General features: G+C 65.2%; 14 protein-coding genes. 5 read left to right on the forward strand and 9 right to left on the reverse strand.

The annotated features are described in order from the left end of the window. The 3 genes from nadA to nadC all read left to right on the forward strand — a co-directional run. Positions 1-223 (forward strand): quinolinate synthase NadA (gene nadA / locus IVB50_RS35090; protein ID WP_247299527.1); only part of this gene is annotated, 223 nt, incomplete at its 5' end. Positions 224-232: 9 nt separating this feature from the next. Then, complete coding sequence (locus tag IVB50_RS35095; protein WP_247299529.1) at positions 233-1834, forward strand: L-aspartate oxidase; 1602 nt, start codon at positions 233-235, stop codon at positions 1832-1834. A gap of 11 nt (positions 1835-1845) precedes the next feature. Then, positions 1846-2724, forward strand: coding sequence for a carboxylating nicotinate-nucleotide diphosphorylase (gene nadC / locus IVB50_RS35100; protein WP_247299531.1), 879 nt, complete (start codon positions 1846-1848; stop codon positions 2722-2724). 4 nt (positions 2725-2728) lie between these two features. On the opposite strand, the gene IVB50_RS35105 is transcribed toward nadC, so the two are convergent. The 3 genes from IVB50_RS35105 to IVB50_RS35115 all read right to left on the reverse strand — a co-directional run bounded on the left by IVB50_RS35105 (position 2729) and on the right by IVB50_RS35115 (position 7869). Further along, entirely contained in the window at positions 2729-4183 is a 1455-nt protein-coding gene (locus IVB50_RS35105) for a cell wall hydrolase (RefSeq protein WP_018454891.1), read from the reverse strand. Between the two features lie 479 nt (positions 4184-4662). Continuing rightward, the gene (gene ppdK / locus IVB50_RS35110; RefSeq protein ID WP_247299533.1) at positions 4663-7617 is read right to left on the reverse strand and encodes a pyruvate, phosphate dikinase; all 2955 of its coding nucleotides are present in this window, start codon (positions 7615-7617) and stop codon (positions 4663-4665) included. A gap of 96 nt (positions 7618-7713) precedes the next feature. Further along, on the reverse strand, positions 7714-7869 hold the full coding sequence (locus tag IVB50_RS35115; protein WP_007594951.1) for a DUF3096 domain-containing protein: 156 nt from the start codon (positions 7867-7869) through the stop codon (positions 7714-7716). A 220-nt stretch (positions 7870-8089) separates the two neighbouring features. Here IVB50_RS35115 and IVB50_RS35120 point away from each other — a divergent pair, with 220 nt between their 5' ends. After that, positions 8090-8443, forward strand: coding sequence for a DUF1236 domain-containing protein (locus tag IVB50_RS35120; RefSeq protein ID WP_247299535.1), 354 nt, complete (start codon positions 8090-8092; stop codon positions 8441-8443). Positions 8444-8711: 268 nt separating this feature from the next. Here the strand turns inward: IVB50_RS35120 and glyS are convergent, their stop codons facing one another. The 6 genes from glyS to IVB50_RS35150 form a co-directional block, all read right to left on the reverse strand. Continuing rightward, positions 8712-10823, reverse strand: a complete 2112-nt coding sequence (glyS, locus tag IVB50_RS35125) for a glycine--tRNA ligase subunit beta (protein ID WP_247299537.1) — start codon at positions 10821-10823, stop codon at positions 8712-8714. Continuing rightward, the gene (locus tag IVB50_RS35130; RefSeq protein WP_085352612.1) at positions 10823-11758 is read right to left on the reverse strand and encodes a glycine--tRNA ligase subunit alpha; all 936 of its coding nucleotides are present in this window, start codon (positions 11756-11758) and stop codon (positions 10823-10825) included. The genes glyS and IVB50_RS35130 overlap by 1 nt, the downstream gene beginning before the upstream one ends. Positions 11759-11953: 195 nt before the next feature. Further along, on the reverse strand, positions 11954-12145 hold the full coding sequence (locus tag IVB50_RS35135) for a hypothetical protein (protein WP_085352613.1): 192 nt from the start codon (positions 12143-12145) through the stop codon (positions 11954-11956). Positions 12146-12263: 118 nt separating this feature from the next. Beyond that, positions 12264-13172, reverse strand: coding sequence for a S49 family peptidase (locus IVB50_RS35140; protein WP_018454897.1), 909 nt, complete (start codon positions 13170-13172; stop codon positions 12264-12266). 211 nt (positions 13173-13383) lie between these two features. Beyond that, positions 13384-14154: a methyltransferase gene (locus tag IVB50_RS35145; RefSeq protein ID WP_247299538.1), complete on the reverse strand. Its 771-nt coding sequence runs from the start codon at positions 14152-14154 to the stop codon at positions 13384-13386. Continuing rightward, positions 14147-14374 carry a DUF2007 domain-containing protein gene (locus IVB50_RS35150; RefSeq protein ID WP_007607161.1) on the reverse strand — a complete coding sequence of 76 codons (228 nt, stop codon included), beginning with the start codon at positions 14372-14374 and terminating at the stop codon, positions 14147-14149. The genes IVB50_RS35145 and IVB50_RS35150 overlap by 8 nt, the downstream gene beginning before the upstream one ends. Before the next feature lie 131 nt (positions 14375-14505). On the opposite strand from IVB50_RS35150, the gene IVB50_RS35155 reads away from it, so the two are divergent. Beyond that, positions 14506-15513, forward strand: a complete 1008-nt coding sequence (locus IVB50_RS35155; protein ID WP_007594965.1) for a polyprenyl synthetase family protein — start codon at positions 14506-14508, stop codon at positions 15511-15513. Positions 15514-15623 lie beyond the last annotated feature (110 nt).

The raw sequence follows: 15623 nt of genomic DNA on the forward strand, positions 1-15623 counted from the left end.
GCTGGTGATGATCACGGAATGCTCGATGGCCGACAATGTCCGCGCCGAGCTGCCCGATGTGGAGATGCTGCGCCCCTGCAACATCTGCCCGCACATGAAACGCATCACGCTCGCCAACATTCTGGAGAGCCTGCTGACGCTTCGCGAGGAAGTGACGATCGATCCCGCGCTCGCGGAACGCGCGAGGCGCTCGGTCGTGCGGATGATCAATTTGAAGAATTGAGATAAAGCCATGACAAACAATATCAACACGCTCCCCCGCTCCGACGACGTCATCATCGTCGGCGGCGGCCTTGCCGGATTGTTCTGCGCGCTAAAACTCGCGCCGCGGCCGGTGACATTGATCTCGGCTGCGCCGCTTGGACAGGGCGCGTCGTCCGCATGGGCGCAAGGCGGCATCGCCGCGGCCGTGGCCGACGGCGATACGCCGGAAGCGCATGCCGCGGATACGATTGCGGTCGGCGGCGGCATAGTCGACGAAGCCATCGCACTCGGGATCGCGCGCGAGGCGGCACCGCGAATTCACGACCTTCTCGCCTATGGCGTGCCGTTCGACCGCGATCTCGAAGGCAGGCTCGCAGTCGGGCGCGAGGCCGCACACTCGGCGCGGCGTATCGTACATGTGCGTGGCGATGGCGCGGGCGCCGCCATCATCGCGGCGCTGAGCGATGCCGTGCGGCGCACGCCGTCGATCCGGCTGATCGAAGGATTCGTCGCCGAAGCGCTGTTGACCGAGGACGGCGCCGTCACCGGCCTTCAGTTGAGCGAAGCCGACAATTTCGCCGCACGGCCGATCCTACTCGCCGCGCGGACGGTGGTGCTGGCCACGGGCGGCATTGGCCATCTCTATGCTGTCACCACCAATCCGCGCGAGGCCAGCGGATCCGGCCTTGCGATCGCCGCACGCGCGGGCGCGGTGATCGCAGATCCCGAGTTCGTGCAATTTCACCCGACCGCCATCATGGTCGGTCGCGATCCCGCGCCGCTCGCCACCGAAGCGCTGCGCGGTGAAGGCGCGACGCTGATCAACGGCCGTGGCGAGCATTTCATGGCGGCGCGACATCCGCTCGCCGAGCTCGCTCCGCGCGACATCGTGGCCCGCGGCGTGTTCGCGGAGATCTCGGCCGGGCGCGGCGCCTTTCTCGATGCGCGGCAAGCGCTGGGCGCACGTTTTGGCGACAGATTCCCGACGGTTCATGCAAGCTGCATGGCCGCTGGCATCGATCCCGCCACGCAGGCCATCCCGATCGCACCGGCGGCGCACTACCACATGGGCGGCATCGCGGTCGACCATCGCGGCCGCAGCTCGATCGACGGGCTGTGGGCCGGCGGCGAGGTGTCGTCCACCGGCGCGCATGGCGCGAACCGGCTTGCGTCGAATTCGCTGCTCGAGGCCGTGGTCTACGCCGCACGCGTCGCCGATGACATCGCCGGCCGCACCAGCCCCTCGCCCGCCCGCCTTGCGGACGCGGCGACGCCGCGCGGCGGCGCACCGGATGCTGCGGCCGTGAAGCGGCTGCGGATGCTGATGAGCGCGCATGTCGGCGTGATCCGCGACGGTTACGGGCTTGCGGACGCGGTTCGCAGCTTCGCCGCGCTCGAACGAGAGGCCACGAGCATCGCGGTCCGCAACATGGCAACGGCAGCCCTGCTCGTGGCGGTGTCGGCCTGGAACCGGCGCGAGAGCCGCGGCGCGCATTTCCGCTCCGACCATGCCGCGGACGTACCCGCCCTCGCGCAGCGCACGATGACGACGCTCGCAGCAGTACGCGAGGTCGCGGACAGCCTGAGCGAACGCCCGACACCGCGCACCGCACAACCCATGATCGCCTGACGGAGTCTGCCATGATCACCCCGACCTCTCTGCTCTATCCCGACGCCTTTCTCTCCCCGCTCGCGATCGACGAGGCCGTGCTCCGCGCGCTCGATGAGGATCTCGGCCGCGTCGGCGACATTACCTCGCTTGCGACGATCCCCGAGGCAACGAAGGCGCAAGCGATCCTGGTCGCACGGCAGTCCGGCGTGATCGCCGGCTTGCCGCTGGCGCTCGCCACCTTGCAAAAGCTTTCGCCCGACATCGAGGTACGCGCACATGTTCGCGACGCCGCGCGCGTCGCCCGCGGGCAGCAGGTGCTGACGATCTCGGGGCCGGCACGCGCCATCCTCACGGCGGAGCGGACCGCGCTGAATTTCGTCGGCCGGCTGTCGGGCGTCGCGACGCTCACGGCGGACTACGTTGCGCGCGCCGAGGGCACCCGGATGAGAATCTGCTGCACGCGAAAGACCACGCCCGGGCTGCGCGCCTTGGAGAAATACGCGGTACGCTGCGGCGGCGGCTTCAATCACCGCTTCGGGCTCGACGACGCGATCCTGATCAAGGACAACCACATCGCGGTCGCCGGCGGCATCCGTCCCGTGCTGGAGCGCGCCCGCGCCCAGGCCGGCCATCTCGTCAAGATCGAGATCGAGGTCGACACGCTTCCGCAGTTGCGCGAGGTGCTCGACACCGGCCTTGCCGACGCCGTGCTGCTCGACAACATGGATATTGCGACGCTGCGCGAAGCCGTCAGGCTCAACGAGGGACGCCTCAAGCTGGAGGCATCCGGCGGTGTCACCCTGGACTCGATCCCAGCCATCGCTGCGACCGGCGTCGACTACGCCTCATCCGGCGCGCTGACGCATTCGGCGCCAAATTTCGACTGCGCGCTGGATATCGAGGCGTGAGGCGCTACCGCCGCTCGGTCGCGCCCATCTCGGCGGAGCTCTTGGCTTGCTGAGTGAGCTCGGCGGAGAGCGCGGCGGTCTGCGCCGGGGTGCCCCAGCTCGGCTCTTCGCTGCCATCGCCCCAGGCGCGTGGGCGATAGAAGGTGTGGACGCCGGTCTTGTACATCTTCTTCATCTCGGCGACCCAGGACGGGCGCACCCAATAGGCGTGGTAGTGCGTGGACTTGCCGACCTCGGGCAGCCAGATCTGGCCGTCGAGCATGGCCTTCGAGATCTTTTTCGCACGGTCCCACATCTCGGGCTCGCGGATCACGTCGGCATTGTTGTCGCAGGCAAAGGTGAACTGGCAAGCGAGATGGCGGTGCTTGTTCTGATAGACGGCGCCGCACACAGTGTCCGGGTATTTGCCGGAGAACACGCGGTTCATCACCACCTGCGCAACCGCCATCTGACCGCGCACGGCCTCGCCGCGGGACTCGAAATAGACGGCCTCCGCGAGGCATTTTTCGGACTTCGCGCGCGACTTGTCGTCGAGCGCGAGCCGTTCCGCCGGCGATCTGGCGCGCTGATTGTCGACGTTGACCTCACCCTTCGGCGCGACGCTCTCGCCGCTTTCGATATCCTTCGCAATATCCTCCGACGGCGGCGATAGCGACGCCGTCACCTTCATGTCGGGGTCGGGCATCACGATCAGCGGCTCCGCACCGGGTTGCCAGCTCTCGATGCTCTCGACGTTGCCTCCGAGCGAGGAGCTGCCGAAGAACAGGCTCGAGGTCTTGACCCGGAACGGATCGCGCGGCGGTGCAGCCGGAATGGTGGCCTGCTTCAGCGCTTCGAGCGGCTGGAGCGCGAGCGAGCGCGCAGCGTCGCTGGCTTGTGGCGCATTGGTGTATTGCGGCAGCGGCGGCGCACGCAGCGCCTCCGCGAGTTCGGGATCCAGCGCGGCCGCGGATTCCGGCGACATCGCCTGCGGCAGCGCGACGGTCTTGGCGCCGAACACCGAGCTGTTCGACGTCGCGGGATCCTCCTGCGTCGGCGCTGCCGTCGGCGCGCCCGCTTCGGGAGCCTGCGTCGGTGTGACCGTTGCGAGGCGGTCACCCTTCATGGAGCGATCGACCTTGGGAAAATCGGCGGCCTGGTAGCGGGGCGGCGCCTGCAGCGCCGGATTGCGGCTGATCGCGCCGGTGACGTCGCGGCCGTCGAGGCTCGCGAGACGAACCATCGCGCTCTGCGGAGCCGAAGTGCCGATCGGCCGGGAAAAACTGTAAGTGGCCAGTTGTATGGAGGACGCAGCAGAGAAAACCTGCTTCTGCCAACGCTCCGCGACGCCGGGTTGGCGCGCCAGCAGCGAGGCAATGTCCTGATAGCCGGTCTCTCTCGGCATCAATGCGAAGATGCAGAGACCGATGCCGAAGGACGCGAACCGCGCGCCCTTCGGATGGGTACGCAACAAAAACATCGATACGCTCACGCTACGCTTACGCTAGAAAAATCGAGCCGCAGTACATCCGTGCAATTCGATCTTTATCGTGAGTATCTAATTTAGGTTGCTGGGGCGTTAATCGGCGTTGAGCATGCGGCACACGCAAGCAATCGCAGGTGTTTTCACGGGGCGATGATGCGCCTTGGTAAATGCGCCCTCACGCGAAGGGGTAAACAACTGGTCAACGCGAATGGTGAAGGAACTCTTGCGCGCACGTGTCATTACGGGACGCGCACGGTTCCATCGCCACTTCGACCACAGCCGCCATGCCCGCGAAGGCGGGCCATCCAGTACGCCGCGGCTCCTTCCCTATCACGTCACCGCCTCTGGAATACTGGATCGCCCGCTTACGCGGGCGATGACACTGAATGTGTGGCAAGAACGTCGCCTCAAAAGAAAGAGGCGGGGTTTTGGCCCCGCCTCTTTCGCTCTCAACATTCAACTCGCCGCTTACCTTACGCTTGGCTCGCGATCGCCTTGCCGAGCGCGGCTTGCGCGGCGGCGAGGCGGGCGATCGGGACGCGGTAGGGCGAGCAGGAGACGTAGTCGAGGCCGATCGCGTGACAGAAGGCGACGGAGGCGGGATCGCCGCCGTGCTCGCCGCAGATGCCGACCTTGAGCGAGGGGCGCGTCTTGCGACCGCGTGCGACGCCGATCTTGACGAGCTCGCCGACGCCTTCCTGGTCGAGCGCGACAAAGGGATCGATCGGCAGGATGCCCTTGGACACGTAGGTGCCGAGGAAGCTTGCGGCATCGTCACGGCTGATGCCGTACGTCGTCTGCGTGAGGTCGTTGGTACCGAATGAGAAGAACTCGGCGCTCTCCGCGATCTCGGCCGCGAGCAGGCAGGCGCGCGGCAGCTCGATCATTGTGCCGACCTGATAGGTCAGCTTGGTGTTGGTGTCGCGCATCACCGCCTTCGCGGTGGAATCGATGCGCGCCTTGACGAGGTCGAGCTCCATCTTGGTGGCGATCAGCGGCACCATCACCTCGAGGCCGACGGCCTTGCCGGTGCGCTTCTCGGCCTCGACCGCCGCTTCGAAGATCGCACGTGCCTGCATCTCGGCGATCTCGGGATAGGCTATCGCGATACGGCAGCCGCGGAAGCCGAGCATCGGATTGAACTCCGACAGCTCCCGCGCGCGGTCGGCCAGGCGCCGCGGGTCGGTGTTCATGGCGCGCGCCACTTCCTCGACCTCGGCATGGGTGTGCGGCAGGAACTCGTGCAGCGGCGGATCAAGCAAGCGGATCGTGACGGGCAGGCCCTTCATGATCTCGAACAACTCGACGAAGTCGGCGCGCTGCATCGGCAGCAGTTTTGCCAGCGCAGCGCGGCGCGACTGCTCGTCCTCGGAGAGGATCATCTCGCGCACCGTGCGGATGCGCGTCTCCTCGAAGAACATGTGCTCGGTACGGCAGAGGCCGATGCCTTCCGCGCCGAACTTGATCGCAGTGTGCGCGTCCTCCGGCGTGTCGGCGTTGACGCGCACGCCGATCTTGCGGACCTGGTCGGCCCATTTCATCAGCGTGCCGAACTCGCCGGACAGCTCGGGCTCGATCATCGGCATGCGGCCGGCGAGCACCTGGCCGAGCGAGCCGTCGATGGTGATGACGTCGCCGGTCTTGAAGGTGCGTGAGCCGATGCTCATGGTGCCGCGGCCGTAATCGACGCGGATGGTGCCGCAGCCGGAGACGCAGGGCTTGCCCATGCCGCGCGCGACCACCGCAGCATGCGAGGTCATGCCACCGCGGGTGGTCAAAATGCCTTCGGCGGCGTGCATGCCGTGGATGTCTTCGGGGCTGGTCTCGATCCGGACCAGAATCACCTTGCGTCCGTCGGCCTGAAGCTTGGCCGCTTCGTCCGAGGAGAACACGATCTCGCCGGAGGCCGCACCCGGCGAGGCCGGCAGGCCGGTCGCGATCACGTCGCGCTTGGCGTTGGGGTCGATGGTCGGATGCAGCAGCTGGTCGAGCGAGGCGGGGTCGATCCGCGTCACCGCTTCCTTCTTGGTGATCAGGCCTTCATTGGCGAGTTCGACCGCGATGCGCAGCGCCGCCTTGGCAGTACGCTTGCCGCCGCGGGTCTGGAGCATCCAGAGCTTGCCCTGCTCGACCGTGAACTCCATGTCCTGCATGTCGCGGTAGTGCTTCTCGAGCAGCGTGTAGATCCGCGTCAGCTCCTTGAACGCCTCCGGCATCGCCGATTCCATCGACGCCTTGTCGGAGCCGGAGTCCTTGCGCGCTTCCTCGGTGATGTCCTGGGGCGTGCGGATGCCCGCGACCACGTCCTCGCCTTGCGCGTTGATCAGGAACTCGCCGTAGAGCTTGCTCTCGCCGGTCGAGGGATTGCGCGTGAAGGCAACGCCGGTCGCCGAGGTCTCGCCCATGTTGCCGAACACCATGGCCTGCACGTTGACCGCGGTGCCCCAGGATTCCGGAATGTCGTGCAGCCTGCGGTAGGTCACCGCGCGGGCGTTCATCCAGGATGAAAACACCGCGCCAATCGCGCCCCAGAGCTGGTCGTGCGGATCCTGCGGAAAATCCTTGCCGGTTTCGCGCGCGACCGCGTCCTTGTACTTGCCGACCAGATCGACCCAGTCGTCGGCGGTGAGATCCGTGTCGAGCGTGTAGCCCTGGCTGTCCTTGAAGGTGTCGAGGATTTCCTCGAAATGATGATGCTCGAACCCGAGCACCACGTCCGAATACATGGTGATGAAGCGGCGATAGCTGTCATAAGCGAAGCGGCGATCGCCTGACAGTTCCGACAGCGCTTCCACGGTCTCGTCATTGAGGCCGAGATTGAGCACGGTATCCATCATGCCCGGCATCGAGGCGCGGCCGCCGGAGCGCACGGAAACGAGCAGCGGATTCCTGGAATCGCCGAAGATCTTGCCGGTCAACTTGCCGACATGGTCGAGCGCCTTCTCAACCTGCGACTTCAATTCCTTCGGGTAGGATTTGTCATGCGCGTAGAAATAGGTGCAGACCGAGGTCGGGATGGTGAAGCCCGGAGGCACCGGCAGGCCGAGATTGGCCATCTCGGCGAGGTTGGCGCCCTTGCCGCCGAGCAAATCGCGCATCTCCGCTTTGCCCTCGGCCTTGCCGTCCCCAAAGGTGAACACCCACTTGCCGGCCTTGGCCGCAACAGGCGCAGCCTTGGTTGAAGCAGTCTTGCTCGGTACCGGCTTCGCGGCGACCTTCGGCGCAACCGGCTTCGTCGCTGCCTTTGCAACAGCCTTGGAAACCGACTTGGCGGCAGGCTTCACAGCCGGCTTGGCAGCGGCCTTGGCCACGGGCTTCGGGGCGCGCTTGGCAAGTGCCTTGCGGGCCGCCGGCGCGGCTTTCGCCTTGGCGGAGGACTTTGATTTCGCTGGAATTTTCGCTGGAGTTTTCGAGGCGGCTTTGGCCATAGCTTGCACACAACCTGCGAGAGGAATGGGTAATTGCGCGCCTTACACCACTTTGGGCAGGTCCGCGCAAGTCGAAGAGTTCCCTAGAATGAAGGCCTAGAGATGGAGCCACTTCAACAATCCGAGCCCGATCGCACCATTTATGATGAGAAAAATCGCGACGATCAGGTTCAGGAGGCGCGGCATGATCAGGATGAGCACACCCGCAAGCAGCGACAGGATCGGCGAGATGTGGGCGACGGTGATGTGCATGAATTTTCTTCCGTGGGTGGGGCGAATCGCGGCGGGATCATAGCGGACTGGGTTCCGCGGGTAGAGACGCACCGGGGGCGCGCGAGTTCCCGGCTTCGCGAAAACTGCCCGAAAATGCCGCGAATGCGGCGGGCGTTTTCCGGAACATCGCGGAGACGCATGCATTGGCAACCGGTCGCGCCAGTGGCGCTTCCCGAAAACCTTCTCGAAGGAGTTGCCCATGCGGAACAGGATTCTTGCTCTTGCAGCGCTCGCGGCCTCGATCGGCTCGCCCCTTGCGGTGCAGGCGCAAAGCAGCGTCACCGTGGGACGCGCGCCCGTCGTCGTCGAGAGCGGCCCGACCATTGCGGTCGAGCAGCGGCCGGCTTTCCGCGACTATGTCCTCGAACAACGTGTGCCGGCTTTCCGCATCCCGGATCGCGTGGTGGTCGGTGCCACCTTACCTGAAAGCGGCGTCACCTATTATGACGTGCCGCAACGTTTCGGCGCCACCACCTATCGCTACACCGTCGTAAACGGCGAGACCGTGCTGGTTGAGCCGCGCTCGCGGCGCATCGTCGAGGTGATGGACTAACGTTTCCGGTATCAACTAGGTGTCCGGCGCGTCACATCAATCAGGCTGACGCGAGCAGTATAGTCGGACATCAGGCCCCGCCCGGTCCTCCCCCCGCCGGGCGGGGCTTTTTGTGTGGGCACTCTTCGCGCACAGCAATTGCGGCCACCAACTCCGTCGTCATGGCCCGGGCTTGTCCCGGCCATCCATGCCTCTCCGCGAGCGAAGAAGGACGTGGATGCCCGGGACAAGCCCGGGCATGACGGTGTCCAGTTGCGCCAAGACGCGCTCAATCCTGGATCTTCGAGAAATCCGCCACCGCACGCGTGGCGCTGCGGATCTCGTTAAGCAGTTTTAGCCGGTTCTCACGCACCTTCGCATCCTCGTCGTTGACGCGAACTTTCTCGAAGAACGCATCGACCGGCGGACGCAGCTTGGCCATCGCACTCATCGCGGCAGCGAAGTCTTCCCCGGCGACGGCGGCACGGGCTTCGGCCGTCACTTCATCGATCGCGCGGGCCAGCGCCTTCTCCTCGCTGAGAGCGTAGAGCGAGGCATCGGGTGCGCTGTCGAATAAGCGCTTATCCTTCTTCTCCTCGATCGAGAGAATGTTGCTGGCGCGCTTGGTGCCTGCCAGCAGATTCTTGCCGTCGTCGGTATCGAGGAATTTTCCGAGTGCTTCGACGCGGCGGACGACCGCCACTATTGGATGCCCTTGCACCAACGAACCAGCGTTGAGAACCGCATCGACGAGATCGTAACGCGCCTTCTGATCTCGCAATTGGACCTTAAGCCGGTCTTCGAAAAAGACCATCAGATCATCAAGCTTTTCTGCAACTTCCAAGTATTGTTTGTCGTACGAGCGCTCTAAGTGCCCCCAAGCGAGTTCTCGCAAACTAATCTTAGTCTGATTTTCGAGCACAATCCTGATCACGCCCAGCGCCGCGCGGCGCAGCGCATACGGATCCTTCGATCCCGTCGGCTTTTCGTCGATCGCCCAGAAGCCGACAAGCGTGTCGAGCTTGTCCGCGAGCGCGACTGCGACGCTGACCGGATCGGTCGGCACGCGATCGGCAGGCCCTTGCGGCTTATAGTGCTCCTCGCAGGCGGCAGCGACGGAGGCGTCCTCGCCCTGGGCCAGCGCGTAGTACTTGCCCATCAGGCCCTGCACCTCGGGGAATTCGCCGACGACTTCGGTCAGCAAATCCGCCTTCGCCAGATGCGCGGCGCGCGTCGCCTTGGCGACATCGGCGCCGACGAGCGGCGCGATCTCTGCGGCGAGACGCTCGATGCGCTTGATGCGCGCAGCCTGGGTGCCGAGCTTCTCGTGGAACACGATCTGCTCGAACTTCGGCAGCCGGTCTTCCAGCTTCGTCTTCAGGTCCGTCTCGTAGAAGAATTTCGCATCCGACAAGCGCGGACGGATCACACGCTCGTTGCCGGCGACGATGGTCTTGCCGCCGTCAGGCGCCTCGATGTTGGCGGTGAGCACGAACTTGTTGGTCAGCTTGCCCGTCTCGGGATCTTTGACGACGAAGCACTTCTGGTTGTTGCGGATGGTGGCGCGGATCACCTCGTCGGGGATCGCGAGATACTCCGCTTCGAACGATCCCATCATGACGACGGGCCATTCGACGAGACCCGAAACCTCATCGAGCAGCACCTGGTCCTCGACCAGTTCGAACCCTTGCGCAAAGGTCAGCTCCTTGGCGTCGGCAAAGATGATGTCCTTGCGCGCCTGCGGATCGAGGATGACTTTTGCGGCCTTCAGCTTCGCTTCGTAGTCCTCGAAGCGGCGGACGGAAATCGCGCTAGGAGCCATGAAGCGGTGACCGTAAGTGGTCTGGCCGGCCTCGATGCCGTCCACCGAGAATTTGACGACATCGGGCTCTTCGGTCTCGAGCCCGAACGTCGCGGTGATCGCGTGCAGCGGACGCACCCAGCTCAGCGAGCCCGGCTTGCCGGAGCGCGCGCCCCAGCGCATCGATTTCGGCCAAGGGAAAGTGCGGATGATCACGGGGAGGATTTCCGCGAGCACGTCGATGGCGTCGCGGCCGGGCTTCTCGATCAGCGCGATGTAGAAGTCGCCCTTCGGATCGCGCTGGATCTTGGCCTCGTCCAGCGACGTCAAACCCGTCGCTTTCAGAAAACCCTGCACGGCCGCGTCGGCCGCACCGATCTTCGGTCCGCGGCGTTCGGTCTTCAGGTCAGGCTGGCGCGCAGGGATGCCGTGCACGGTAAGCGCAAGGCGGCGCGGCGTCGCGAACGCCTTCGCGCCTTCGTAGACGAGACCCTCGGCGACGAGCTTGTCGGTGACCATGCGGCGCAGATCGTCCGCCGCCTTGGCCTGCATGCGCGCGGGGATTTCTTCCGAGAAAAGTTCAAGCAAAAGATCGGGCATCAGGTCGCTCCGCCCGCTTCAGTATGTATCCAGGCCTCGCCGCAAGCTTTTGCCAGTTCGCGCACGCGAAGAATGTAGCTCTGCCGCTCCGTCACGGAGATCACGCCGCGCGCGTCGAGCAGGTTGAACACATGGCTTGCCTTGATGCACTGGTCATAGGCCGGAAGCGACATCAGATGCGCCTCGCGCTTGCCATCTTTCCAACCCGCATCGAGGTATTTCCGGCAGACGGCTTCCGCCATCTTGAACTGCTCGAACAGCATCGCGGTGTCGGCCACTTCGAAATTGTGCTTCGAATATTCCCGCTCGGCCTGCAGGAAGACGTCGCCATAGGTGACCTTGGCGTCGCCGTCGCGGCCGTTGAAGTTGAGGTCGTAGACCCGGTCGACGCCCTGCACGTACATCGCGAGGCGCTCGAGCCCGTAGGTGAGCTCGCCGGCGACCGGCGCGCATTCGACACCCGCGACCTGCTGGAAATAGGTGAACTGGCTGACTTCCATGCCGTCGCACCAGCACTCCCAGCCGAGGCCCCAGGCGCCTAGCGTCGGGCTCTCCCAATCGTCCTCGACGAAGCGAATGTCGTGCACGGCGGAATCGATGCCGATCGCGGCGAGCGACTGCAGGTACAGCTCCTGAAGGTTCGGCGGCGACGGCTTCATGATCACCTGGAACTGGTAGTAGTGCTGCAGCCGGTTCGGATTCTCGCCGTAGCGGCCGTCCTTGGGCCGCCGCGAGGGCTGCACATAGGCCGCATTCCAGGGCTTTGGCCCGAGCGCGCGCAGCGTGGTCGCCGGATGGAAGGTGCCCGCACCCATCTCCATGTCGTAGGGCTGCAGGATCACGCAGCCCTGCTCGGCCCAGAACCGCTGGAGCGCGAGGATAAAGCCCTGGAACGAGCGTTCCGGGCGCATATGGGCGGGCAAGGAGGCGTCCATCGTCAGATCGGGCTCTCGCGGGGGGTTGAATCGCGCGGGACCGTATCGACGGCAAGGGTGGGAATCAAGGTGAAGGGGGTGGATTCGGGCCTAGTTCTCCGTCATGCCCGGGCTTGTCCCGGGCATCCACGTTCTTCGTGCGGTGAGACAAGGCGTGGATGGCCGGGACAAGTCCGGCCATGACGACTGCAGCAGCTAACCCGGCCGATAGGCTCCGGTGACGGGATCCTGCTTCAGCGTCTGGACGGCCCCCATATGGGCGGCCTCGGCGACGCGCGAGAGGCGCATCTCCTCCAGCTCCTGGTTGATCCTGACGGCGGTCTTGTAGGCCCAGCGGACCACGGCAAGCCCGCCCAGGACGCCCGCGAATGCGACGAACGGCGGCATCGGTCATTCCTTGTTCACAATGCTCAGCCCCCACGCGCATTCTTGCGCAGACCGGGCCGCGCGGCAATTGGCACGGCTTCAAGTCACCTTGGGGCCAAATGGCGCGGAGGGGCGCCGTCTAGAACCCGAATTTCGCCCAGATCGCGCGGGTCTCGACCGCCGAGATCAGGTCGTCCGGCAGGCTGGCCATTGATTCCATGGCCGAAAGCTGCCCCGCGCCGGGCGATTTCCGGCCCAAAAGGCCGGAGAGCAGACCGGTCGGCTGGGCTATCACGGGGGTGAGAACCTTCTCGCCATAGCGGGCACGAAGAGTTGAGCGGAGATCGCCGATGCTGTCGGCGAGCCCCAGCGTGATCGAACTCTCGCCGGCCCAGTATTCGCCCGTGAACAGGGTGTCGTCGGAGCCCTTCAACCGCGCGCCGCGGCTCTCCTTCACCAGCGCGATGAAGATCTGGTGGATCTCGCGCTGGAGCGCCTTGAGCTTGGCGACGTCGTCGGGGTTTTCAGGGAGAAACGGATCGAGCATCGCCTTGTGCGCGCCGGCGGTGTAGAGGCGCCGCTCGATGCCGAGCCGCTTGATCGCCTCCTGGAAACCAAAACTGCCGCCGACGACGCCGATCGAGCCGAGGATCGAGGACGGATCGCAGATGATCTCGTCGCCGGCGCACGCGATCATGTAGCCGCCGGAGGCCGCGACGTCCTCGACGAACACCAGCACCGGCAGCTTCTTCTCCGCCGCGAGCTGCTTGATGCGCAGGTAGATCTGGCGCGACTGCACCGGCGAGCCGCCGGGCGAATTGATCACCAGCGCCACCGCCTTGGCGTTGCGCGTCGAAAACGCCCGCTCCAGAACCCGCGAAACCGTCGCGAGCGTCATGCCGGGGCGCAGCGGCGTCACTGCGCCGATCACACCGGACAGCCGGACCACCGGCACCACGGCCGTGCCGGGACGGAAGCGCGCCGGCAGATATTGCATGAGCTTGTCGGCCAGGCCGGAACTCTCACGATCGTTCAATTTTTCGGCCATGCCATTACCTCTGATTAACCGTTTCTTATCACGCGACTGTCATTGGAAGGGCCCGGAACGTGTTTTGCAGAAAACCCGTTGAGAGGCTGCAATGGGCCAGCGGAGAACACCGTGAAAATCTATCTGCTGATGCTGCTGATCGGTGCGCTGTTCATGGCGATCCGCCTGACGACTCCGCAAGAGCAGCAGTCGGAATCGCTTCCGCAATAGCTCAGCACGGTTCCACCAGGGGTAGAACCGCCCTTCCCTCCAGAATATCCATCATCTCTTTTTTCGACACGCGTGACTCCTCGTTGAGCATGAGGCCCGGCAACAATCGCGCCGGGGCCCTGCCGCCCTTGACCGCGCGCACCAGCACGCGGATCGCGGGCCGCCCGGCTTCACCGTGAACCGGCAGAATCGCGAGACTGCCGAAGCCGCGCGACAGCGCCGCCAAAACCTCAGCGATCCCATCTGCGCGCCAAATCAATGTCAGCGCGCCATGCGATCGGAGGATGCGCCGCGCCGCATGCACCCAGGCATTCAGCGTCTGATCCGTCGCCACATGCGCGATCTGGCGCGCCTGATCGGGCGAACCGCGATGGCGAGCGGGATCGTTGAAGGGCGGGTTCATCAGCACGACGTCGACGCTGTCGGGCGCGAGCCCGCTCGCTGCGAAGGCCTGCGCGTCCGCGGTGACGTCGAGCACGATCGTCTCGGCGGCAATCGCATTCGCGGCCGCATTGGCGCGCGCAAGCTCCGCCAGCTCCGGATCGATCTCGAGCAGGCCGAGCCTGATCCCGGCGACGCGCCGAGCCAACGCAAGGCCCGCCGTGCCGATGCCGGCGCCGAGATCGACGACACGGTCGCCCGCCCTCGCCTCCGTCGCCGCCGCGAGCAGAATGGCGTCGTGCCCGGCGCGATGGCCAGACCGCTTCTGCTTCAGCCGCAATTGCCCGCCGAGAAAGGCGTCCTCGGTGAGGTCTGTCAGGGCTTCACTCATCGCCGCGCAGTTCGTGGCTGAGGCCGGCCTCGGTCAGAAGCTGCCGGGCCTCGATGGCGTCGTCCTCGTGGACCAGGATCCGCCGCGGCAAAATGCCGAGCGAGCCCTCAATGATGCTCATGTTCTGGTCCAGCACCAGATGATGGATGTTGGCGCCGTCGAGCAGCGCGCCGATCGCCGACACCAGCACCATATCGTTGGTCCGAACCAGTTCTCGCAAAACACAGCCTCCTGCCTGACGGGGATTAAGCGCCAAATGTCAATGGTTCCACGGCCCTTGCCGCATCCCCGTCCAGTTTCTATTGTCTTTCCATCAGAATAGCCCTTCCGGGGCAAATATTGGAGACCGGCGTGGCCGTCATCGTACCTTTCGAAACCCCCGGCGCGTCGATCGAAGAGCTGGTTGCCCTTGTCGCCGGTGACATGGAGCGCGTCAACGCCACGATCCTGTCGCGGACCGGTTCGGACGTGACCATGATCCCGGAGGTCGCCAACCATTTGATCTCCTCCGGGGGCAAGCGCCTGCGTCCGATGCTGACGTTGGCCATGGCCAACCTCGCCGGCTACACCGGCGACGGCCATATCAAACTCGCCGCCAGCGTCGAGTTCATGCATACCGCCACGCTGCTCCATGACGACGTCGTCGACGAGAGCGAGATGCGCCGCGGCAAGCTGTCGGCGCGCATGCTCTGGGGCAATGAGGCGAGCGTGCTGGTCGGCGACTTCCTGCTCGGCCAGGCCTTCCGCATGATGGTCGAGGTCGGCTCGCTCCGCGCGCTCGACATTCTCTCCGCGGCCGCCGCCACCATCGCCGAGGGCGAGGTGATGCAGCTTGCCGCCGCCAAGAACACCGCGACCACCGAAGACGAATATCTCGCCGTAATCCGCGGCAAGACCGCGGAGCTGTTCGCGGCCGCCTGCGAGGTCGGGCCCGTGATCGCCAACCGCCCGAAGGCGGAGCAGACCGCCTGCCGCTCGGTCGGCATGAATCTCGGCATCGCCTTCCAGCTCGTCGACGACGTGCTCGACTATGGCGGCAAGAGCGCCAAGCTCGGCAAGAACACCGGCGACGATTTCCGCGAGGGCAAGATCACGCTGCCCGTCGTGCTCGCCTTCCGCCGCGGCAACGACACCGAGCGCGCCTTCTGGATCCGCGCGCTGGAGCGCGGTGAGATCGGCGACACCGACCTCGACCACGCCATCGGGTTGATGAACAAGCATCGCGCGCTCGAAGACACGCGCAGCCGCGCCCAGCACTACGGCGCCATGGCCGTGGACGCGCTGGCGCTGTTCCCGTCCTCGCCGATGAAGAGCGCGCTGGAGCAGGTCGTGGCGTTCTGCCTGGCTCGGTCGCATTAGCTACCTGCATCCTTAGCGCTTGCTGGTAGCCACACCCTCAGTGTCGTCCCGGCGAAGGCCGGGACCCATTACCTCGGTCAGCGTTGTCTTAGCGCCTGTAGCAACCATCG

It is taken from the genome of Bradyrhizobium sp. 87 (assembly GCF_023073015.1).
Taxonomy (GTDB): domain Bacteria; phylum Pseudomonadota; class Alphaproteobacteria; order Rhizobiales; family Xanthobacteraceae; genus Bradyrhizobium; species Bradyrhizobium canariense_D.

What these genes read in the sequence shown, in the direction of transcription:
- IVB50_RS35095 (WP_247299529.1), top strand. Translation starts at nt 233, where the DNA reads ATGACAAACAATATCAACACGCTCCCCCGCTCCGACGACGTCATCATC.
- nadC (WP_247299531.1), top strand. Translation starts at nt 1,846, where the DNA reads ATGATCACCCCGACCTCTCTGCTCTATCCCGACGCCTTTCTCTCCCCG.
- IVB50_RS35105 (WP_018454891.1), bottom strand. Translation starts at nt 4,183, where the DNA reads ATGTTTTTGTTGCGTACCCATCCGAAGGGCGCGCGGTTCGCGTCCTTC.
- ppdK (WP_247299533.1), bottom strand. Translation starts at nt 7,617, where the DNA reads ATGGCCAAAGCCGCCTCGAAAACTCCAGCGAAAATTCCAGCGAAATCA.
- IVB50_RS35115 (WP_007594951.1), bottom strand. Translation starts at nt 7,869, where the DNA reads ATGCACATCACCGTCGCCCACATCTCGCCGATCCTGTCGCTGCTTGCG.
- IVB50_RS35120 (WP_247299535.1), top strand. Translation starts at nt 8,090, where the DNA reads ATGCGGAACAGGATTCTTGCTCTTGCAGCGCTCGCGGCCTCGATCGGC.
- glyS (WP_247299537.1), bottom strand. Translation starts at nt 10,823, where the DNA reads ATGCCCGATCTTTTGCTTGAACTTTTCTCGGAAGAAATCCCCGCGCGC.
- IVB50_RS35130 (WP_085352612.1), bottom strand. Translation starts at nt 11,758, where the DNA reads ATGGACGCCTCCTTGCCCGCCCATATGCGCCCGGAACGCTCGTTCCAG.
- IVB50_RS35135 (WP_085352613.1), bottom strand. Translation starts at nt 12,145, where the DNA reads ATGCCGCCGTTCGTCGCATTCGCGGGCGTCCTGGGCGGGCTTGCCGTG.
- IVB50_RS35140 (WP_018454897.1), bottom strand. Translation starts at nt 13,172, where the DNA reads ATGGCCGAAAAATTGAACGATCGTGAGAGTTCCGGCCTGGCCGACAAG.
- IVB50_RS35145 (WP_247299538.1), bottom strand. Translation starts at nt 14,154, where the DNA reads ATGAGTGAAGCCCTGACAGACCTCACCGAGGACGCCTTTCTCGGCGGG.